The following is a 19,544-nucleotide window of genomic DNA, read 5'->3' on the forward strand; positions in this document are numbered from 1 at the left end:
AGGATGTGGATTTGAACACAGCGTTAATTGCCACCCGCACCTTGTGCGCGGCCCATAGGATGGCGAGTTTCGGTGACGAAACCAGCGTGGGTAAATCGTGAGCGTTTCTTTGAGTCGTCTCGAGCGCCAGCTCGGTTATTCCTTCAAGGACCAGGAACTGATGCTCCTGGCCCTCACTCACCGCAGTTTTGCCGGGCGCAATAACGAGCGCCTGGAGTTCCTGGGTGATGCGATCCTCAACTTCGTGGCCGGCGAGGCGTTGTTCGAGCGTTTCCCCCAGGCCCGCGAAGGCCAGCTGTCGCGTTTGCGTGCACGGCTGGTGAAAGGTGAGACCCTGGCGGTATTGGCCCGTGGTTTCGATCTGGGTGAATACCTGCGCCTGGGTTCCGGCGAGCTGAAAAGCGGTGGCTTCCGGCGCGAGTCGATCCTGGCCGATGCACTGGAGGCCCTGATCGGCGCGATCTACCTGGACGCCGGCATGGAAACTGCCCGTGACCGCGTGCTGTCCTGGCTGGCCTCGGAATTCGACAGCCTGACCCTGGTGGACACCAATAAGGACCCCAAGACCCGGCTGCAGGAGTTCCTCCAGTCCCGGGCCTGTGAACTGCCACGCTACGAAGTGGTGGATATCCAGGGCGAACCCCATTGCCGGACCTTTTTCGTGGAATGCGAAGTCACCTTACTGAATGAAAAAAGCCGGGGACAGGGCGTGAGCCGTCGCATTGCCGAACAGGTAGCGGCCGCCGCAGCACTGATTGCCCTGGGCGTGGAGAATGGCCATGACTGATTCAACTGCAACACGCTGTGGCTATGTCGCCATTGTCGGCCGCCCCAACGTGGGCAAGTCGACGCTGCTCAACCACATCCTCGGCCAGAAGCTGGCGATCACCTCGCGCAAGCCGCAGACCACTCGCCACAACATGCTGGGGATCAAGACCGAAGGCGCCATCCAGGCGATCTACGTCGATACGCCCGGCATGCACAAGAGCAACGAAAAAGCCCTGAACCGCTACATGAACAAGACTGCCTCGGCAGCCTTGAAAGATGTGGACGTGGTGATCTTCGTGGTCGATCGCACCAAGTGGACCGACGAGGACCAACTGGTCCTGGAACGCGTCCAGTACGTGCAGGGCCCGGTGATCCTGGCGATCAACAAGACCGACCGGATCGAGGACAAGGCCGAGCTGATGCCGCACCTGACCTGGTTGCAGGAGCAGCTGCCCAACGCCGAGATCGTTCCGGTATCGGCCCAACAAGGGCACAACCTGGATGCCCTGGAAGGCCTGATCGCCAAGCACCTGCCGGAAAACGACCATTTCTTCCCGGAAGACCAGATCACCGATCGCAGCAGCCGTTTCCTCGCGGCCGAGCTGGTGCGCGAGAAGATCATGCGCCAGCTGGGTGCCGAGCTGCCGTACCAGATCACCGTTGAAATCGAAGAGTTCAAGCAGCAGGGCCACACCCTGCATATCCATGCCCTGATCCTCGTCGAGCGCGATGGTCAGAAGAAAATCATCATTGGCGACAAGGGTGAGCGCATCAAGCGCATCGGCATGGAGGCGCGCAAGGACATGGAGCTGCTGTTCGACTCCAAGGTCATGCTCAACCTCTGGGTCAAGGTCAAGGGCGGCTGGTCCGACGACGAGCGTGCCCTGCGCTCCCTGGGTTACGGCGACCTGTAACCCTGCCGGCTCTTGTGTAGCGAGGGAGTTGCCGCCCTCGCCACATCCCACCTGAGAGTTGGACACCAATGCCTAGTAGCACTCCCTCTGGCCAACTTGCCTACGTCCTGCACAGCCGTGCCTATCGCGAGAGCAGTGCGCTGGTGGACTTTCTCACCCCTCAAGGTCGCTTGCGTGCGGTGCTGCGTGGTGCCCGCGGCAAGGCCGGGACGCTGGCTCGGCCTTTCGTTCCCCTGGATGTCGAGTTTCGCGGGCGGGGCGAATTGAAGAATGTCGGGCGTATGGAGAGTGCCGGAGTCGCTGCCTGGCTCAACGGCGAGGCGCTGTTCAGCGGCCTTTACCTGAATGAACTGCTGATCCGCCTGCTGCCGGCGGAAGATCCCCATCCGGCAGTGTTCGATCACTACGCTGCAACCTTGCAGGCCCTGGCCGAGGGGCGTCCGCTGGAGCCTTTGCTGCGAGCCTTCGAATGGCGCTTGCTGGACGATCTGGGCTACGGCTTCGCCCTTGACCAGGATATCCATGGCGCTCCCATCGCCGCCGACGGCTTGTATCGCCTGCAAGTGGATGCCGGGTTGGAGCAGGTGTTCCTCTTGCAGCCGGGGTTGTTCAACGGGGCAGAGCTGCTGGCCATGGCAGAGGCCGACTGGACTTCCCCGGGGGCACTGGCGGCGGCCAAGCGCCTGATGCGCCAGGCCCTGGCGGTTCATCTTGGGGGGCGTCCCCTGGTTAGCCGCGAGTTGTTCCGCAAGCCTTGAGTCCTTCATTAGATGGCTCGATGACCTGAGCGTTATCGGCAAATGGCAACGGACCCCGTTCTGCCCGTATGCTGTGCGCCGAATCTTCATTTATTCAGGAGCGCTTTCGTGACCACCAGCAATCGCATTCTTCTTGGCGTGAACATCGACCACGTTGCTACCCTGCGCCAGGCCCGGGGTACTCGCTATCCTGACCCGGTCAAGGCGGCGCTGGATGCGGAAGAGGCGGGTGCCGACGGGATCACCGTGCACCTGCGCGAAGACCGCCGGCATATCCAGGAGCGCGATGTGCTGCTGCTCAAGGACGTGCTGCAGACCCGCATGAACTTCGAGATGGGGGTCACCGAAGAAATGATGGCCTTTGCCGAGCGCATCCGTCCGGCGCATATCTGCCTGGTTCCGGAAACCCGCCAGGAACTGACCACAGAGGGTGGCCTGGATGTAGCGGGGCAAGAGGAGCGGATCAAGGCGGCAGTACAGCGCCTGTCGAAAATCGGCTCCGAGGTTTCGTTGTTCATCGACGCCGACGAGCGCCAGATCGAAGCCTCCAAGCGGGCCGGCGCGCCGGCCATCGAGCTGCATACCGGGCGCTACGCCGATGCCCAGACTCCTGGCGAGGTGGCGCAAGAGCTGCAGCGTATCGTCGATGGAGTGGCGGTAGGCCTGGCCCAGGGCTTGATCGTCAATGCCGGTCACGGCCTGCATTATCACAACGTCGAGGCCGTAGCGGCGATCAAGGGCATCAATGAGCTGAACATCGGCCACGCCCTGGTTGCCCATGCATTGTTCGTCGGCTTCAAGGGAGCGGTGGCGGAAATGAAGGCGCTGATCCTGGCGGCTGCCAAGGGCTGACCCACTGGCGCCCGGAGGCTGCGGCAAGGTCCGCATGACCTTCAGCGATCAGGCTATCGCCGCAGCCTCGTTGCTGTGTCGGTAGCCGATCGCTTCAGAGCGGCGGGTTCTCTTCCGGCGGCTTGGCCTTGTTGACTCCCGGCACATGCAGGTTGCCCTCGGCGACCTGGTCGCCCTCCAGCTGTGGCTGGGTCACCCAGGTGAGAATGTCGTAGTAGCGGCGGATGTTGGCCACGAAATGCACCGGTTCGCCACCCCGGGCGTAACCATAGCGGGTCTTGCTGTACCACTGCTTCTGCGACAGGCGCGGCAGCATCTTCTTCACATCCAGCCACTTGTTCGGGTTGAGCTTTTCCCGTTCGGCCAGCTTGCGCGCGTCGTCCAGATGGCCGGTGCCGACGTTATAGGCGGCGAGGGCGAACCAGGTCCGATCCGGCTCCTCGATCTTGTCGTCCAGCTGGTCCTTGATATAGGCCAGGTACTTGGCGCCGCCGCTGATGCTCTGCTTCGGGTCCAGGCGGTTGGAGACGCCCATGGCCTGGGCGGTATTCTGGGTCAGCATCATCAGCCCGCGCACGCCGGTCTTGGAGGTCACCTCGGCCTGCCACATCGACTCCTGGTAGCCCACGGCCGCCAGCAGGCGCCAGTCGAGCTTCTCTTGCTTGGCCGAGGCCTTGAAGTGCTTCTCGTACTTGGGCAGGCGCTGCTGCAGGTGCTGGGCGAAGGTATAGGCACCGACATAGCCGAGTACATCTACATGGCCGTAGTAACGATCCTTGAGGCGCTGCAGGGTGCCGTTTTTCTCCACCTTGTCGAGAAAGGCGTTGATCTCGTTGAGCAGGCTGTTGTCGTCGCCAGCGGCCACGGCCCAGCTCTGGCTGCGAGCGTCGCCGAGGTCGAAGGCCACTCGCACGTTGGGGAAGTACACCTGGTTCATTGCCAGCTCGTTGGAGTCCACCAGGGTCAGGTCGATCTGCCCTTCGTCCACCATGCGCAGCAGGTCCACCACTTCCACGGCGTCCGATTCTTCGTACTCGAGGCTAGGGTTCTTGAGCTTGAGCTCGGCCAATTGTTCGGCATGGCTGCTGCCCTTGAGCACCATGATGTGCTTGCCCACCAGGTCCTGGGCGGTGGTGGGGCGGGATTGGCCGTTGCGATAGATGATCTGCGGCGTGACTTGCAGATACGGGTGGGAAAACCGCACTTGCTGCTTGCGCTGCTCGCTGCCCACCAGGCCTGCGGCCGCCAGGACCGGCCCCTTGGGCTGGCCCAACTGGTCGAACAGGTCGTCGAGGTTGTCGGCGGTCTCGATCTTCAGCTCGACCCCCAGATCGTCGGCGAAACGTTTCACCAGCTCGTACTCGAAGCCGGTTTCACCGTTGCGATCCTGAAAGTAGGTGGCAGGACTGTTCCGGGTGATCACCCGCAGTACACCATCCTCCTTTACGCGCTCCAGGGTACTGGGTTTTTCAACACAGGCACCGAGCATCAGGAAGAGTCCGGTAACGATGAGCCACTTGGCGCAGCGCGGACGTAAAGCCATAGGGGAAAACATTGGCGCAGTATACGCAAAGCGCAACGAGCGCCATATCTCGACAGCGAGTGGCGTGTCTGCTAGCGATGGCCGACCCGTGCTGGAACCCTCAGGAATGGGGCTTTCGCGGTCTGTGTGACAATTCAAATAACCCTTGGCGATGATGTCGATCAGCCTTTGTTATAGGGCTGTAGCCCCTGGCCGACATCCGGAGGGGCGAGGGCATAGTGTTTCGGGTGCCGATGCCGACGGTTTAAGTTAGAATGCACGGCCTCAAAGCACACCCCCTTCCCGAGGCTGTCCCGAAGATGTTGATCCTGCGCGGCGCTCCTGCCCTTTCTGCCTTTCGCCACAGCAAACTCCTTGAGCAACTGAGCCAGAAAGTACCGGCTGTCAGTGGCTTGTATGCTGAATTCGCTCACTTCGCCGAGGTTACCGGCGTCCTGACCGGCGACGAACAGCAGGTGCTTGCGCGCCTTCTGAAGTACGGCCCCAGCGTTCCGGTACAAGAGCCGACCGGCCGACTGTTCCTGGTCCTGCCACGCTTGGGCACCATCTCGCCCTGGTCGAGCAAGGCCAGCGACATCGCCCGCAACTGCGGCCTGGCGAAAGTCCAGCGCCTGGAACGGGGTATTGCCTTCTATGTAGCGGGCGAGTTCAGCGAGGCCGACGCCCAGCTGATCGCCAGCGCCCTGCACGACCGCATGACCCAGATCGTCGTGGCCAACCTCGAAGAGGCCGGCGGCCTGTTCAGCCATGCCGAACCCAAGCCGTTGACCGCCGTGGACATCCTCGGTGGTGGTCGCGCCGCCCTGGAAAAGGCCAACAGCGAGCTGGGCCTGGCCCTGGCCGAAGATGAAATCGACTACCTGATGACGGCCTTCCAGGGCCTGGCACGCAACCCCCACGACATCGAACTGATGATGTTCGCCCAGGCCAACTCCGAGCACTGCCGCCACAAGATCTTCAACGCCAGTTGGGACATTGACGGCCAGGCCCAGGAAAAAAGCCTGTTCGGCATGATCAAGAACACCTACCAGATGCACAACGAAGGTGTGCTCTCGGCCTACAAGGACAATGCCGCGGTGATCGTCGGCTCCGTCGCCGGGCGCTTCTTCCCGAATCCCGAGACCCGCCAGTACGGCGCGGTGCAGGAGCCGGTGCATATCCTGATGAAGGTCGAGACCCACAACCACCCGACCGCGATCGCTCCGTTCCCTGGCGCATCCACCGGCTCCGGTGGCGAGATCCGCGACGAAGGTGCCACCGGCCGTGGCGCCAAGCCCAAGGCCGGCCTCACCGGTTTCACCGTTTCCAACCTGCAGATCCCTGGCTTCGAACAGCCTTGGGAAGTGCCGTACGGCAAGCCCGAGCGCATCGTCGACGCCCTGGACATCATGATCGAGGGCCCGCTGGGTGGCGCGGCGTTCAACAACGAATTCGGCCGTCCGGCCCTGACCGGCTACTTCCGGACTTTCGAGCAGTCCATCACCACCCCCCGTGGTGAGGAAGTGCGTGGCTACCACAAGCCGATCATGCTGGCTGGCGGCATGGGCAACATCCGTGACGAACACGTGCAGAAGGGCGAGATCACCGTCGGCTCCAAGCTGATCGTCCTTGGCGGCCCGGCCATGCTCATCGGCCTGGGCGGCGGCGCCGCTTCCTCCATGGCCACCGGCACCAGTTCGGCGGACCTGGATTTTGCCTCGGTACAGCGTGAGAACCCGGAAATGGAGCGCCGTTGCCAGGAGGTCATCGACCGTTGCTGGCAGCTGGGCGACAAGAACCCCATCAGCTTCATCCACGACGTCGGTGCCGGCGGCCTGTCCAACGCCTTCCCCGAGCTGGTCAACGACGGCGGCCGTGGCGGTCGCTTCGAGCTGCGCAACATTCCCAACGACGAGCCGGGCATGGCCCCGCACGAGATCTGGTCCAACGAATCCCAGGAACGTTATGTCCTGGCGGTGGGCGCCGAGGACTTCGAGCGCTTCAAGGCCATCTGCGAGCGCGAGCGCTGCCCGTTCGCGGTGGTCGGCGAAGCCACTGCCGAGCCGCAGCTGACCGTGACCGACAGCCACTTCGGCAACAGCCCGGTGGACATGCCCCTGGAAGTGCTGCTGGGCAAGGCCCCGCGCATGCACCGTTCGGCCGTTCGCGAAGCCGAGCTGGGTGATGATTTCGATCCGAGCACCCTGGACGTCGCCGAGAGCATCGAGCGTGTCCTGCATCACCCGGCTGTGGCCAGCAAGAGCTTCCTGATCACCATTGGCGACCGCACCATCACCGGCCTCGTGGCCCGCGACCAGATGGTCGGCCCGTGGCAGGTACCGGTGGCTGACGTGGCGGTCACCGCCACCAGCTTCGATGTCTACACCGGCGAAGCCATGGCCATGGGCGAGCGCACTCCGCTGGCCCTGCTGGATGCCCCGGCGTCCGGGCGCATGGCCATCGGCGAGACCCTGACCAACCTCGCGGCCTCGCGCATCGGCAAGATCAGCGACATCAAGCTCTCCGCCAACTGGATGTCCGCTGCCGGCCACCCGGGCGAAGACGCGCGCCTGTACGACACCGTCAAGGCTGTCGGCATGGAGCTGTGCCCGGAGCTGGGCATCACCATCCCGGTGGGCAAGGACTCCATGTCCATGGCCACCCGCTGGAACGAAGAGGGCGTGGACAAGAGCGTCACCGCGCCGCTGTCGCTGATCGTCACCGGCTTCGCCCCGGTCACCGACATCCGCCAGACCCTGACCCCGCAACTGCGCATGGACAAGGGCACCACCGACCTGGTCCTGATCGACCTGGGTCGCGGCCAGAACCGCATGGGCGCCTCGATCCTCGCCCAGACCCACGGCAAGATCGGCAAGCAGGCTCCGGACGTCGATGACGCCGAAGACCTGAAGGCCTTCTTCGCGGTGATCCAGGGCCTCAATGCCGACGGCCACCTGCTGGCCTACCACGACCGTTCCGACGGCGGCCTGCTGACCAGCGCCGTGGAAATGGCCTTCGCCGGCCACTGCGGCCTGAACCTGAACCTGGATGCGCTGGCTGCCAGCGCGGCCGATATCCCGGCCATCCTGTTCAACGAGGAATTGGGTGCGCTGATCCAGGTTCGCCAGGACGCCACTCCGGGCGTGCTCGCTCAGTTCAGCGCCGCTGGCCTGGGCGACTGCGTGGCGGTGATCGGCCAGCCGGTCAACAACGGCCACATCAACATCTCCTTCAACGGCGAGAACGTGTTCGCCGGCGAGCGTCGTCTGCTGCAGCGCCAGTGGGCCGAGACCAGCTACCAGATCCAGCGCCTGCGCGACAACGCCGACTGCGCCGAGCAGGAGTTCGACGTGGTGCTGGAGGAAGACAACCCGGGCCTGAGCGTCAAGCTGAGTTTCGACGTCAACCAGGACGTCGCCGCGCCTTACATCAAGAAGGGTGTGCGTCCCCAGGTGGCAGTGCTGCGCGAGCAGGGCGTCAACGGCCAGGTGGAAATGGCCGCGGCGTTCGACCGCGCCGGCTTCAACGCCATCGACGTGCACATGAGCGATATCCTCGCCGGTCGTGTCGATCTCAACGAGTTCAAGGGCATGGTCGCCTGCGGCGGCTTCTCCTACGGTGACGTACTGGGCGCCGGTGAAGGCTGGGCCAAGTCGGCATTGTTCAACAGCCGTGCCCGCGATGCGTTCCAGGGCTTCTTCGAGCGCAACGACACCTTCACCCTCGGTGTGTGCAACGGTTGCCAGATGATGTCCAACCTGCACGAGCTGGTCCCGGGCAGCGAGTTCTGGCCGCACTTCGTGCGCAACCGCTCCGAGCAATTCGAAGGCCGCGTGGCCATGGTCCAGGTACAGGAGTCGAACTCGATCTTCCTGCAGGGCATGGCCGGTTCGCGGATGCCGATCGCCATCGCCCACGGCGAAGGCCATGCCGAGTTCGAAAGCGAAGAAGCGCTGCTGGAAGCCGACCTGTCCGGTTGCGTGGCCCTGCGCTTCGTCGACAACCACGGCAAGGTCACCGAGCGCTACCCGGCCAACCCCAACGGTTCGCCGCGCGGGATCACCGGCCTTACCAGCCGCGACGGTCGCGTCACCATCATGATGCCGCACCCTGAGCGGGTATTCCGTGCTGTGCAGAACTCCTGGCGTCCTGACGACTGGAACGAAGATGCAGGCTGGATGCGCATGTTCCGCAACGCTCGCGTCTGGGTGAACTGAGGCAATGTACAAGCTCAGCTTCTTCGTGCCTCCCAGCCATGTGGAGCAGGTCAAGAGCGCCGTGTTCGCCGCAGGTGGCGGACGCATCGGCGCCTACGACCAGTGCGCCTGGCAGGTGCTCGGCCAGGGCCAGTTCCGCCCCCTGGATGGCAGCCAGCCATTCCTCGGGCAGACCGGCCTGGTGGAGCGGGTGGAGGAATGGAAAGTCGAGCTGGTGGTGGCCGATGAACTGATCCGCGACGTGGTGATGGCGCTCAAGCAGAGCCATCCCTACGAGACTCCGGCCTACGAGGTCTGGCGTCTGGAACAGTTCTGAGGTTATCCACAGACAAAAAGCCCGCTGAACCGGAAACGGCCAGCGGGCTTTTTTATGGGCGTGCAGGCAAGTCCTTCAGGCGCCGGCACCCACCTTGCGAGGTATCAGCGCTTGCATGGCAGCCTGCAAACCGAGTGCTTTCTCGCCAATCAATACATGCCAGACATCCCCTTCCAGGCGCCGAGTGCCCTGGCAGCCCAGGCCTCTGAGCGCCGCCTCCGACAGGCCCTGGCTGTTGCTCAGTTGGACCCGCAGGCGGGTCAGGGCCACGCAGTCCAGTTGCAACAGGTTATCGCGGCCACCCAGGGCGTTGAGCCATTGTTGGGCTTCTTGTGCAGGAACCGGGGTTGGCGCGGGGGCCGATTCGGGGGCGGTGGATGGAGCCACCACGGGCGCCGTTGGCAGGGCCTGGCGGATTTCATCGGCGATGCTATCGGCGGTCGGGCCGACCACCACTTGCAGGCTGCAGCCCTTGCCGGGGCGTACCACGGCCATGGCACCCAGGGCCTTGAGCTCGGCGTCACGGGCCAGGTCGCGGTCGGCCAGTTCCAGGCGCAGGCGGGTGGTGCAGGCGCCCACGGTGATCAGGTTAGCGGCGCCGCCCAGGGCCTTGATGTAGGCGCTGGCGCGCTGGTCTTTGGCCAGCTCGCTCTTGCCGGCGCAGGGGCTGTCCTCGCGACCCGGGGTCTTGAGGTTGAAGCGACGAATGCAGAAATCGAACACCAGGTAGTAGATCACCGCATACAGCAAGCCTACCGGCAGCACCTTCCAGCCATTGGTGGAGCGCCCCCAGCCCAGGGCCATGTCGATGGCGCCGCCGGAGAAGGTGAAGCCCAGGTGGATATCCAGCAGGTTGGTCAGGGCCATGGACATCCCGGTGAGCAGCGCATGCACCAGGTACAGCAGCGGTGCCAGGAACATGAAGGCGAACTCGATGGGTTCGGTGACCCCGGTGAGGAACGAGGTCAGGGCCATGGACAGGAAGATCCCGCCCATCACCTTGCGCCGCTCCGGCAGGGCATTGCGGTACATGGCCAGGCAGGCGGCGGGCAGGCCGAACAGCATCATCGGGAACATCCCGGTCATGAACTGGCCGCCGTTGGGGTCGCCGGCAAAATAGCGGGTCAGGTCGCCGGTGACCACGGCGCCGGTGTTCGGATCGGTGAAGCTGCCGAAGATGAACCAGGCCATGTTGTTGAGGATGTGGTGCAGGCCGGTGACGATCAGCAGGCGGTTGAACACGCCGAAGACAAAGGCGCCGAAGCTGCCGCTTTCCAGCAGCAGTTGGCCGAAGCCGTTGATGCCATGCTGGATCGGCGGCCAGATCAGGCCGAACACCACCCCCAGGCCCACGGCGGTGAAGCCGGTGACGATGGGCACGAAGCGCCGGCCACCGAAGAACGCCAGGTACTCCGGCAGCTTGATGTCCTTGAAGCGGTTGTACAGCGCACCGGCCGTCAGCCCGCTGATGATCCCGGCGAGCATGCCCATGTTGATGCTGGCGTCCAGCACCTTGAGGGTCGAGATCATCACCAGGTAACCGATCGCTCCGGCCAGGCCGGCGGTGCCGTTGTTGTCCTTGGCGAAACCCACGGCGATCCCGATGGCGAAGATCAGCGCCAGGTTGCCGAAGATCGACTGGCCAGCATCGTGGATGATGGCGATGTCCAGCAGGTCGGTGTCACCCAGGCGCAGCAGCAGGCCGGCGATGGGCAGGATGGCGATGGGCAGCATCAATGCCCGGCCGAGGCGCTGCAGGCCCTCGATGAAGTACTGGTACATGGCGTCTCTCCTGGATTCTTATGGTTGTAGAGGCCAATGCTGCGCGCAGGCCTGGCGGACCGCGGCAGCACCCGGCAGGTCGAGCAACGTCGGGCTGAGCTGGCGGCACCGGCTGATCTCCAGCTGGCGTACCCGGTCCTTGATTTCCCCGACCTGCGGCGGGCTGACCGACAGTTCGCTGACGCCCAGGCCAATCAGCACCGGGGTCGCGAGCGGATCGCTGGCCAGGGCGCCGCAGACCCCGACCCAGCGACCGTGGCGTGCAGCCCCGGCGCAGGTCTGGGCGATCAGGCGCAGCAGGGCCGGATGCAGGGCGTCGACCCGGGCGGCCAATCCAGCGTGGTCGCGGTCCATGGCCAGGGTGTATTGGGACAGGTCATTGGTGCCGATGGACAGGAAGTCGGCGTGTTCGGCCAGTTGTTCGGCCATCAGCGCCGCAGCTGGCACTTCGATCATCACCCCCAGCTCCGGGTGCTGGCTGACTCCCAGTTCGCTGGCCAGGGTCTCAAGGCGCTGGCGGATGTGCAGCAGCTCGGCCACCTCGGTGACCATTGGCAGCATGATCCGGCAGCGTGCCACCGGCGAGACTTGCAACAGGGCCCGCAGTTGCTGGTCCAGTAGTTCGGGGCGGGCCTGGGCCAGGCGGATGCCGCGCAGGCCCAGCACCGGGTTGGCCTCGGCCGGCAGTGGCAGGTAGTCCAGCTGCTTGTCGCCGCCCACATCGATGGTGCGGATGATCACCGGTTTGTCGCCCATGGCATCCAGCACGTCCTGGTAGGCCTGGCGCTGTTCCGCTTCGTTTGGTGCGTGCTGGCGGTCGACGAACAGGAATTCGGTGCGCAGCAGGCCGATGCCGTCGGCACCGCCCTGGCAGGCCTCCCGAGCCTCGTCGCTGGAGGCCACGTTGGCCGCGACCTCTATCGCCGTGCCGTCACGGGTCAGGGCCGGCTGTGCGGCCTGCTGTTGCTGCAAGGCGCGACGTTGCAAGCGGGCCCGATGGGCCTCCTGTACCTGTTGCAGGCGTTGCGGATCGAGCACAAGTTCCAGGCGCCCGCCGTCGGCATCCAGCACCACCTGGCGACCGTTTTCCAGGTGCAGGACTTCCTGGCCCAGGGCCACCAGGCACGGCAGGCCCTTGCCCCGGGCCAGGATCGCCACATGGGAGGTCGCGCCGCCGGCAGCCATGCACAGGCCGGCTACGCCCTGGGCGCTCAGTTGCAGCAGGTCCGAGGGGGTCAGTTCTTCGGCGGCGACCAGCGCCCCGGGCGGCAGATCGTAGTGCCAGATTTCGCCCAGCAAGGCCCGCAGCACCCGCTGTTGCAGGTCGCGCAGATCGTTGGTGCGCTCAGCCAGCAAGGGGTTATCCAGGCTTTGCAGCACCTGGCACTGCTCGGCGATCGCCGCGCTCCAGGCGTGGGTGGCGGCCCGGCCCTGGGCGATGGCGGCGTGGGCGGCGTCCAGCAGGGTCGGGTCTTCCAGCAGGGCCAGGTGGGCGTTGAAGATGTCCTGTTCTTCCTGGTCCCGACGCTGGCGAGCCTGATCCAGGGTCTGGCGGATATCGGCGCGTACCTGGTCCAGGGCTTTCTCCAAGGCTTGGCGCTGTTCATCAGGCGGGTGCTGGCCAAGGTCTTCCGGCAACTGCATGGCCTTAAGCCGCAGCAACGGGCCGGCGATCAGCCCTGGCGCGGCACAGACCCCATGCAGTACGCCATCTTCAGCGGGGCGCCGGATGCTGGACGCGAGTGCGGCAGGCGCCGGGTGGGCGTCGCTCTCCAGCGCCGTGCCTAGGGTCTTGAGCAGCGCCTGCAAGGCGGCCTGGCAATCGGCGCCCTGGCAGCTGACCTGCACTTCATCCTGTTCGCCGATGCCCAGGCCCATCAGGGCTACCAGGCTGGTGCAGGGGGCACTCTTGTCCTTGAAGCTCAGCTGCGATTGGCTGGCGAAGCCGGCGGCGCATTGACGGACCAGGGCCGCGGGACGCGCATGCAGGCCGCCGCGGTGGGCAACCCGGACCCGGGCGCTGGCCTGTTCTGCCGAGTCCGGGGCGGCAGTTGCGTGTGTAGGGGCCTGGTTGCGCTGTGTGATATGCAGCAGCGGTTCGCCGACCTTGACGGTACCCAGGCTCAGCGGACGCTGGTCGAAACCCTCGCTGTTGGTCAGGATCAGCACGCTGATCAGGCTCCGGCAGTGCTGCGCGACATAGTCCAGGTCGAAGCGCAGCAGGGGTTGGCCGGCGTTGACGCGCTGACCCTCCTGGACCAGCAACTCGAAGCCTTCGCCTTGTAGCTCGACGGTGTCCAGGCCCAGGTGCAGCAGTAACTGTGCGCCGTTGTCGGCGCGCAGGGTCACGGCGTGCCCGGTCCGGGCGACCTGGATTACCACGCCAGGGCAAGGGGCGTGCAGGGTGTCGTTGAGCGGGTCGATGGCGATCCCGTCGCCCATGGCTCCGCTGGCGAACACCGGGTCGGGAACGCTACGCAGTGGCAGTACGGGCCCACTGAGTGGGGCACTGAGCGTCAGGTCATTATTGTTGTTGTGCATGGCGCAGTACTCATCGATCAAGGGGGGCTTAGTGAGTGCGGGTCACTTTGCTCAGGTGCCGTGGCTGGTCGGGGTCCATGCGGCGGGCCTCGGCCAGGCCAGCGGCCATGACATAGAAACTCTGGATCGCCAGGATCGGGTCCAGCGCCGGGTGGTTCGCCAGGCACAGCGGCAGGTCCCGTTCCTGGATATCGTCCGGTGCGGCCAGCAGTACCTTGGCGCCGCGCTGGCGCATGTCGGCGGCCAGGCTTAGCAGGCCGCCCTGTTCCGCCCCGCGTGGGGCGAACACCAACAGCGGGTAGTCGTGCTCGATCAGGGCCATCGGGCCATGGCGGACTTCGGCGCTGCTGAAGGCTTCGGCCTGGATCGCCGAGGTTTCCTTGAGCTTGAGCGCGGCCTCCTGGGCGATGGCAAAGCCTGCTCCGCGGCCGATCACCATCAGCCGCTGGCAGTCGCGCAGGGCCGCGATGGCCGGGCTCCAGTCCTGGGTGGCAGCCTGCTCCAGGCCTTCGGGCAGGGCCAGCCCGGCTTCCAGCAGGTGTGCGTCCTCATTCCAGTGGCCGATCAGGCGCGCGCTGGCGCTGAGGGTGGCGATGAAGCTCTTGGTGGCGGCGACACTCTGTTCGGTGCCGGCATACAGCGGCAGGGCGAATTCGCTGGCCGCTTCCAGTGGGCTGTTCGGCGCATTGACCAGGCCGACGGTGAGGGCGCCGCGCTTGCGCAGCAGGCGCACGCTGTTCACCAGGTCCGGGCTTTGGCCCGACTGGGAGAAGGCGAAGACCGCCTGGCCGCTGACCCGCAGTGGCGCTTGCTGCATGGTGACCACCGACATCGGCAGTGACGCCACCGGGATACCCGCATGCTGCATGGTCAGGTAGGCGAAATAACTGGCGGCATGGTCGGAGCTGCCCCGGGCCACGGTCATCGCCACTTGCGGCGGTTGGCGTCGCAGGCGACCGGCCACCTCCACCAGCGACGGCTCCAGGTGCTGTAGCTGGTTGCTCACGGCGGTGTGCGAGGACAGCGCCTCTTCAAGCATCTTGGAAGTCAAGCTCTTCTCCTTCGACCATGACGGCGGTCAGTTTGAGTGCGCGGTCCAGGCGCACGCTGTCGGCCCAACTGCCAGGTTGCAGGCGGCCGCGTTCGGGGAGGCCGAGGTAGTCGGCGGGAAATTGCGACAGGCGCTGCGAGGCGTCCGCCAGGGGCAGGCCGATCTTCACCAGGTTGCGTAGCGCCTGGTCCATGGTCAGGGTGCTACCGGCCAGGGTGCCATCCGGCAGGCGCACGCCACCCAGGCACTTGGTCACGGTGTGGCTGCCCAGCTTGTACTCGCCGTCGGGCATGCCCGCGGCAGCGGTGGAATCGGTGACGCAGTACAGGCATGGGATCGAGCGCAGGGCCACGCGCATTGCCCCGGGATGTACATGCAAGAGGTCGGGGATCAGCTCGGCGTACTGGGCATGGGCCAGGGCCGCACCGACGATCCCCGGCTCGCGGTGATGCAGCGGGCTCATGGCGTTGTACAGGTGGGTGAAGCTGGTGGCGCCGGCGGCCATGGCGGCCACGCCTTCTTCATAGCTGCCCAGGGTGTGGCCGATCTGCATGCGTATCCCGCGTGCGCTCAGGGCCCGGATCAGATCGTTGTGGCCCGCTACTTCCGGCGCGATGGTGATCACCCGGATCGGTGCCAGTTCCAGGTACTGCTCGATTTCGCTCAACAGCGCGGTATGGGCGAAGTTCGGCTGGGCGCCCAGCTTGCCGGGGTTGATGTAGGGGCCTTCCAGATGCACACCCAGGACCCGGGCGGACCCAGCCGGCCGCTGCCGGGCATACCGGCCGAGCTGTTCCAGCACATCGCGGATTTCCGCACTGGGCGCGGTCATGGTGGTGGCCAGCAACGAGGTGGTGCCGAAGCGCATATGGGTGCGGGCGATGGTCTCGAAGGCTTCGCTGCCCTGCATGATGTCCTTGCCGCCACCGCCGTGCACATGCAGGTCGATAAAACCGGGCAGCAGGTAGGGCAGGTCGTTGTCCGCCGGATCGCAGGGGCTGCCATCGATGGCAGTCACCTTGCCTTCATGGTGGATCAGGTGGCCGCGGATCCAGCCTTGGGGCGTGAGTATGTTGGCTTCGGACATGGGCGTTTCTCGGATTCCTGGAGACTGGTTCAGCGTCGCAGTTCGGCGACGAAGTCGTAGTAGTCGTTGCGGCAGTAGGTATCGGTGACCTCGATCGGGGTGTTGTCCTCCAGGTAGCCGACCCGGGTCATCAGCAGCATGGCGGTGCCGGGGGCGATGCCCACCAGGCTGGCGAACTCGTCCGAGGCATTGATCGCCTGGATGTGCTGCAGCGCCCGTACCACGGGGCGCTTGATGCCATCGAGGTATTCGTACAGGGAGTCGCCCACCGCTTCCGGGCGGGCAATGATGCTGGCCGGCAGGGTGCTCATCTCGATCGCCATCACCACGTCGTCGGCTTTGCGCAGGCGCTTGAGGCGCGCCACCTTGTCGTTGGGCGACAGGCCGAGGCGAATCAGTTCTTCGTGGGTGGGGGGCGTGATGGTGCGTTCCAGCCATTGGGAGCCGGGCACGAAGCCCTTGAGGCGCAGCATTTCACTGAAGCCGGAAAGCCGCGACAGCGGTTGTTCCAGGCGTGGGGTGATAAAGGTCCCTGAACCCTGGTTGCGTCGGATCAGCCCCTGCTCGAAGAGCACTTCCAGGGCCTTGCGCGCAGTCACTCGGGAAATGCCCAGCAGTTCGCTGAGGTTGCGCTCGGAGGGAAGGGCCTGCTCGGCTTTCCACTGGCCAGCATGAATCGCCGCTTCCAGGTTGCGGGCCAGTTGCAGGTACAGCGGGGTGGGTTGGGTGTCGTCCGGGCGCAGGTTCAGCAGCTGGTTCATGATCAGGTTTCCGATGCGGTTATAGGTTGTTGTCGCTCGGTAGTGCCGAAAAACTAATACCACTTAAATACCATGTCAACGCCACTGGTCCGCTGTGAGCGCACTGTGGCGGGCACTGTCGAGGTGCTGGCGAGCATAAAGGATCGAAGTGGTATTAGGCAGGTCTGGCAGCAAGGGCCAAAAGCCAGGGGGCGACCCGGGGCGGGTCGCGAAGTGGTATGGGCGTGCGGTTTTTACGTGCGGGGGAAAATATTTTTTGCAGGAGGCGGGTTAAGGGCGAATCTCGATCATGGTGCCGTCCTTGACCAGGCCCCAGATCTCGCGCATGTCGACGTTACGCATGGCGATGCAGCCGTCGGTCCAGTCCAGGGTATGGAAGTACTGCTCGGGGAATTCTTCGGTGTCCGGGGTGCCGTGGATCATGATCATGCCGCCGGGAGGCACGCCCTCGCGCCGGGAGCGGGCAGCGTCGCTGATGTTCGGGTAGGAGATGTGCATGGCCAGGTAGTAACGGTCGCTGGTCTTGCGCCAGTCGAGCCAGTACAGGCCCTCGGGCGTGCGCTTGTCGCCTTCCATGAGCTTGGGCCCCTTGGGTTTCTTGCCCAGGGAGATGCGATAGGTCTTCAGCGGTTTGCCGTCATTGATCAACTGCAGTTGATGGGCGGACTTGAGTACCAGGACTTTCTCGATGACCTTGCCGTCGAGGGTTTCCACCGTGGAGGCCTGGGAAACAGCGACAAAGGAACAGCACAGCAGGGCAAGCAACCAGCGCATTGACACGATATCCCCAGGCGCGCACGGGGTCCCGTGCACGATTATTGTTTAACTGATGGCAGGCTGGGCCAGCGGCGGGATGGATTCGGTGCGCACTTGGAAGGTGCCGGCCTGCCGGTCAGCGAAGAAGCATTCTAAGGTACGGCTGACAGTGCGAAAAGCCAGCTCGGACCAAGGGATGTCGGTTTCATCGAACAAGCGCACTTCAAGGCTCTCGGGGCCGGCGGCAAAATCCAGGTCGGCCAGCTCTGCGCGAAAGAACACATGCACCTGGCTGATATGCGGGACGTCGATCAGGGTATAGAAGCTCAAGTCGCGCACACGGGCGCAGGCTTCCTCGTAGGTTTCACGCACGGCTCCCTGCTCCACGGTCTCGCCGTTCTCCATGAAGCCGGCCGGCAGGGTCCAGTAGCCCAGTCGCGGCTCGATGGCCCGGCGGCACAGCAAGACCTTGCCTTCCCAGGTGGCCAGGCAGCCGGCGACGATATTGGGGTTCTGGTAATGGATGGTCTGGCAGTGATCGCAGACAAAGCGCAGGCGCGAGTCGCCTTCGGGAATGCGCTGGGTCACCGGGTTGCCGCACTGGCTGCAAAATTTCATCGAGGCTGTCCGGAAAAGGCTGCGGCTATCTTGGCGCGCGAGGCCTGTCGTCGGCAAGTTGTCGTTCCGCGACATGCCCCAGGAACGGGGGTTGGGCCGTTGCCGGGATTGGTGCATGATGCTCGGTAGCCAACAGATCGAGATGCCTCATGCTGGACGAGCTACTTCATCGGGTAAGTCATTACACGCCGCGTACATTGGAGACCGATCGACGTTTTCCCGAGGCTGCCGTGCTGGTGCCCATCACCCGCAGCGATGAGCCGGAGCTGGTGCTGACCCTGCGCGCCAGCGGGCTTTCGACCCATGGCGGAGAGGTGGCGTTTCCCGGCGGGCGACGCGATCCGGAGGACCCGGACCTGGTGTTCACCGCCCTGCGTGAGGCGGAGGAAGAGATCGGATTGCCCCCAGGCCTGGTGGAGATCATCGGCCCCCTGAGCCCGCTGATCTCCAAGCATGGGCTCAAGGTTACGCCGTATGTCGGAGTGATCCCCGATTTCGTCGAGTACCGCGCCAACGACGCCGAGATCGCTGCGGTCTTCAATGTCCCCCTGGAATTCTTTCGCCAGGACCCTCGGGAGCATACCCATCGCATCGACTACCAGGGACGCAGCTGGTACGTTCCCAGCTATCGTTTCGGCGACTTCAAGATCTGGGGGCTGACCGCGATCATGATCGTCGAGCTGGTCAACCTGTTGTATGACGCCGGGATCAGCCTGCGTCACCCACCGAAGAACTCCGTCACCCTCTGAAGCCATCGCACGTATGGCACTCACCCACGGCTGCCTGAGCCATGAGGACAACAAGATGAAATATCGCCTGGGCGATGCCCGAGTAGAAACCCATCCACAGAGCTGGGTCGCCCCGAACGCCACGCTGGTGGGCAAGGTCAAGCTGGAGGAGGGGGCCAACGTGTGGTTCAACGCCGTGCTGCGTGGCGATAACGAGCTGATCCTGATCGGCAAGCACAGCAACGTCCAGGACGGCACCGTGATGCACACCGACATGGGGTTCCCGCTGACCATCGGCACCGGGGTGACCATCGGCCACAACGCCATGCTGCATGGCTGCACCGTGGGCGACTACAGCCTGATCGGCATCAACGCGGTGGTCCTCAACGGCGCGAAGATCGGCAAGAACTGCATCATCGGCGCCAACTCGCTGATCGGCGAGGGCAAGGAGATTCCCGATGGATCGCTGGTCATGGGGTCGCCGGGCAAGGTTGTGCGCGAACTCACCGAGCCGCAGAAGCGCATGCTCGAGGCCAGCGCCGCCCATTACGTACACAATGCCCAGCGCTATGCCCGGGACCTGGTCGAGCAGGAATCATGAGCCTTGTGGAGAAACCCGTCGCCTCGCCCTGCGTGAATATTTGCGCCCTGGACGAGCAGGACATCTGCATCGGTTGCCAGCGCACGGTGGACGAGATTACCCGTTGGGGTCGCATGGACAATACCGAGCGGCGTAGCGTATTGGCCCGCTGCCATGAGCGGGCCAAGGACAGCGGGTTGTTGTGGCTGGCGGGGGCCGAGGCAGGCAACTGATCGGTTGCGCAAGCCTTGTCGGGAGTCGAGGACTTTCTTGGCCCAATCCCCGAGCCTGAA

17 protein-coding genes are annotated in these 19,544 nt (G+C 64.6%); 9 read left to right on the forward strand and 8 right to left on the reverse strand.

Going from position 1 to position 19,544, the window contains the following annotated elements; translation table 11 throughout:
* The first annotated feature begins 97 nt into the window (after positions 1–97).
* From rnc to pdxJ, 4 genes are all read left to right on the forward strand, one after another.
* A complete protein-coding gene (gene rnc / locus C4K39_RS05270; RefSeq protein WP_031320944.1) occupies positions 98–787 on the forward strand; it encodes a ribonuclease III in 690 nt (229 codons plus the stop codon).
* Entirely contained in the window at positions 780–1,682 is a 903-nt protein-coding gene (era, locus tag C4K39_RS05275; protein ID WP_068583522.1) for a GTPase Era, read from the forward strand. Before rnc ends, era begins: the two co-directional genes overlap by 8 nt.
* Positions 1,683–1,750: 68 nt before the next feature.
* The gene (gene recO, locus C4K39_RS05280) at positions 1,751–2,440 is read left to right on the forward strand and encodes a DNA repair protein RecO (protein WP_068583524.1); all 690 of its coding nucleotides are present in this window, start codon (positions 1,751–1,753) and stop codon (positions 2,438–2,440) included.
* A 108-nt stretch (positions 2,441–2,548) separates the two neighbouring features.
* On the forward strand, positions 2,549–3,292 hold the full coding sequence (gene pdxJ, locus C4K39_RS05285; protein WP_124345814.1) for a pyridoxine 5'-phosphate synthase: 744 nt from the start codon (positions 2,549–2,551) through the stop codon (positions 3,290–3,292).
* A gap of 94 nt (positions 3,293–3,386) precedes the next feature.
* Here pdxJ and mltF read toward each other — a convergent pair whose 3' ends face one another.
* Positions 3,387–4,847: a membrane-bound lytic murein transglycosylase MltF gene (gene mltF / locus C4K39_RS05290; RefSeq protein WP_124345815.1), complete on the reverse strand. Its 1,461-nt coding sequence runs from the start codon at positions 4,845–4,847 to the stop codon at positions 3,387–3,389.
* A gap of 287 nt (positions 4,848–5,134) precedes the next feature.
* On the opposite strand from mltF, the gene purL reads away from it, so the two are divergent.
* The gene (gene purL, locus C4K39_RS05295; RefSeq protein ID WP_124345816.1) at positions 5,135–9,031 is read left to right on the forward strand and encodes a phosphoribosylformylglycinamidine synthase; all 3,897 of its coding nucleotides are present in this window, start codon (positions 5,135–5,137) and stop codon (positions 9,029–9,031) included.
* Positions 9,032–9,035: 4 nt separating this feature from the next.
* Positions 9,036–9,347: a YqfO family protein gene (locus tag C4K39_RS05300; RefSeq protein WP_068583537.1), complete on the forward strand. Its 312-nt coding sequence runs from the start codon at positions 9,036–9,038 to the stop codon at positions 9,345–9,347.
* Positions 9,348–9,422: 75 nt separating this feature from the next.
* Here the strand turns inward: C4K39_RS05300 and nagE are convergent, their stop codons facing one another.
* The 7 genes from nagE to C4K39_RS05335 form a co-directional block, all read right to left on the reverse strand.
* Positions 9,423–11,129, reverse strand: a complete 1,707-nt coding sequence (gene nagE, locus C4K39_RS05305) for an N-acetylglucosamine-specific PTS transporter subunit IIBC (RefSeq protein ID WP_124345817.1) — start codon at positions 11,127–11,129, stop codon at positions 9,423–9,425.
* A gap of 18 nt (positions 11,130–11,147) precedes the next feature.
* Entirely contained in the window at positions 11,148–13,670 is a 2,523-nt protein-coding gene (ptsP, locus tag C4K39_RS05310) for a phosphoenolpyruvate--protein phosphotransferase (RefSeq protein ID WP_124345818.1), read from the reverse strand.
* A gap of 28 nt (positions 13,671–13,698) precedes the next feature.
* Positions 13,699–14,721: an SIS domain-containing protein gene (locus C4K39_RS05315; RefSeq protein WP_124345819.1), complete on the reverse strand. Its 1,023-nt coding sequence runs from the start codon at positions 14,719–14,721 to the stop codon at positions 13,699–13,701.
* Complete coding sequence (nagA, locus tag C4K39_RS05320) at positions 14,702–15,808, reverse strand: N-acetylglucosamine-6-phosphate deacetylase (RefSeq protein WP_124345820.1); 1,107 nt, start codon at positions 15,806–15,808, stop codon at positions 14,702–14,704. The genes C4K39_RS05315 and nagA overlap by 20 nt, the downstream gene beginning before the upstream one ends.
* A 29-nt stretch (positions 15,809–15,837) precedes the next feature.
* The gene (locus C4K39_RS05325) at positions 15,838–16,569 is read right to left on the reverse strand and encodes a GntR family transcriptional regulator (protein ID WP_068583552.1); all 732 of its coding nucleotides are present in this window, start codon (positions 16,567–16,569) and stop codon (positions 15,838–15,840) included.
* A gap of 270 nt (positions 16,570–16,839) precedes the next feature.
* Positions 16,840–17,343, reverse strand: a complete 504-nt coding sequence (locus tag C4K39_RS05330; protein WP_068583555.1) for a L,D-transpeptidase family protein — start codon at positions 17,341–17,343, stop codon at positions 16,840–16,842.
* A 48-nt stretch (positions 17,344–17,391) separates the two neighbouring features.
* The gene (locus tag C4K39_RS05335; RefSeq protein WP_068583558.1) at positions 17,392–17,943 is read right to left on the reverse strand and encodes an NUDIX hydrolase; all 552 of its coding nucleotides are present in this window, start codon (positions 17,941–17,943) and stop codon (positions 17,392–17,394) included.
* A gap of 149 nt (positions 17,944–18,092) precedes the next feature.
* Between C4K39_RS05335 and C4K39_RS05340 the strand changes: the two genes are divergently transcribed.
* The 3 genes from C4K39_RS05340 to C4K39_RS05350 are packed head-to-tail and all read left to right on the forward strand — an operon-like array spanning position 18,093 to position 19,484.
* The gene (locus tag C4K39_RS05340; protein WP_068583561.1) at positions 18,093–18,692 is read left to right on the forward strand and encodes a CoA pyrophosphatase; all 600 of its coding nucleotides are present in this window, start codon (positions 18,093–18,095) and stop codon (positions 18,690–18,692) included.
* A gap of 55 nt (positions 18,693–18,747) precedes the next feature.
* Positions 18,748–19,272, forward strand: coding sequence for a gamma carbonic anhydrase family protein (locus C4K39_RS05345; RefSeq protein ID WP_068583772.1), 525 nt, complete (start codon positions 18,748–18,750; stop codon positions 19,270–19,272).
* On the forward strand, positions 19,269–19,484 hold the full coding sequence (locus tag C4K39_RS05350) for a DUF1289 domain-containing protein (RefSeq protein ID WP_124345821.1): 216 nt from the start codon (positions 19,269–19,271) through the stop codon (positions 19,482–19,484). The genes C4K39_RS05345 and C4K39_RS05350 overlap by 4 nt, the downstream gene beginning before the upstream one ends.
* Positions 19,485–19,544 lie beyond the last annotated feature (60 nt).

Origin of the sequence: Pseudomonas sessilinigenes (assembly GCF_003850565.1) — a bacterium.
GTDB lineage: Bacteria > Pseudomonadota > Gammaproteobacteria > Pseudomonadales > Pseudomonadaceae > Aquipseudomonas > Aquipseudomonas sessilinigenes.

Bases quoted from the DNA above. Each gene is read 5' to 3' on its own strand.
- C4K39_RS05330 (WP_068583555.1), bottom strand. From the start codon at position 17,343: ATGCGCTGGTTGCTTGCCCTGCTGTGCTGTTCCTTTGTCGCTGTTTCC.
- C4K39_RS05325 (WP_068583552.1), bottom strand. From the start codon at position 16,569: ATGAACCAGCTGCTGAACCTGCGCCCGGACGACACCCAACCCACCCCG.
- C4K39_RS05345 (WP_068583772.1), top strand. From the start codon at position 18,748: ATGAAATATCGCCTGGGCGATGCCCGAGTAGAAACCCATCCACAGAGC.
- C4K39_RS05335 (WP_068583558.1), bottom strand. From the start codon at position 17,943: ATGAAATTTTGCAGCCAGTGCGGCAACCCGGTGACCCAGCGCATTCCC.
- C4K39_RS05340 (WP_068583561.1), top strand. From the start codon at position 18,093: ATGCTGGACGAGCTACTTCATCGGGTAAGTCATTACACGCCGCGTACA.
- recO (WP_068583524.1), top strand. From the start codon at position 1,751: ATGCCTAGTAGCACTCCCTCTGGCCAACTTGCCTACGTCCTGCACAGC.
- era (WP_068583522.1), top strand. From the start codon at position 780: ATGACTGATTCAACTGCAACACGCTGTGGCTATGTCGCCATTGTCGGC.
- mltF (WP_124345815.1), bottom strand. From the start codon at position 4,847: ATGTTTTCCCCTATGGCTTTACGTCCGCGCTGCGCCAAGTGGCTCATC.
- nagE (WP_124345817.1), bottom strand. From the start codon at position 11,129: ATGTACCAGTACTTCATCGAGGGCCTGCAGCGCCTCGGCCGGGCATTG.
- C4K39_RS05300 (WP_068583537.1), top strand. From the start codon at position 9,036: ATGTACAAGCTCAGCTTCTTCGTGCCTCCCAGCCATGTGGAGCAGGTC.
- ptsP (WP_124345818.1), bottom strand. From the start codon at position 13,670: ATGCACAACAACAATAATGACCTGACGCTCAGTGCCCCACTCAGTGGG.
- purL (WP_124345816.1), top strand. From the start codon at position 5,135: ATGTTGATCCTGCGCGGCGCTCCTGCCCTTTCTGCCTTTCGCCACAGC.
- C4K39_RS05350 (WP_124345821.1), top strand. From the start codon at position 19,269: ATGAGCCTTGTGGAGAAACCCGTCGCCTCGCCCTGCGTGAATATTTGC.
- nagA (WP_124345820.1), bottom strand. From the start codon at position 15,808: ATGTCCGAAGCCAACATACTCACGCCCCAAGGCTGGATCCGCGGCCAC.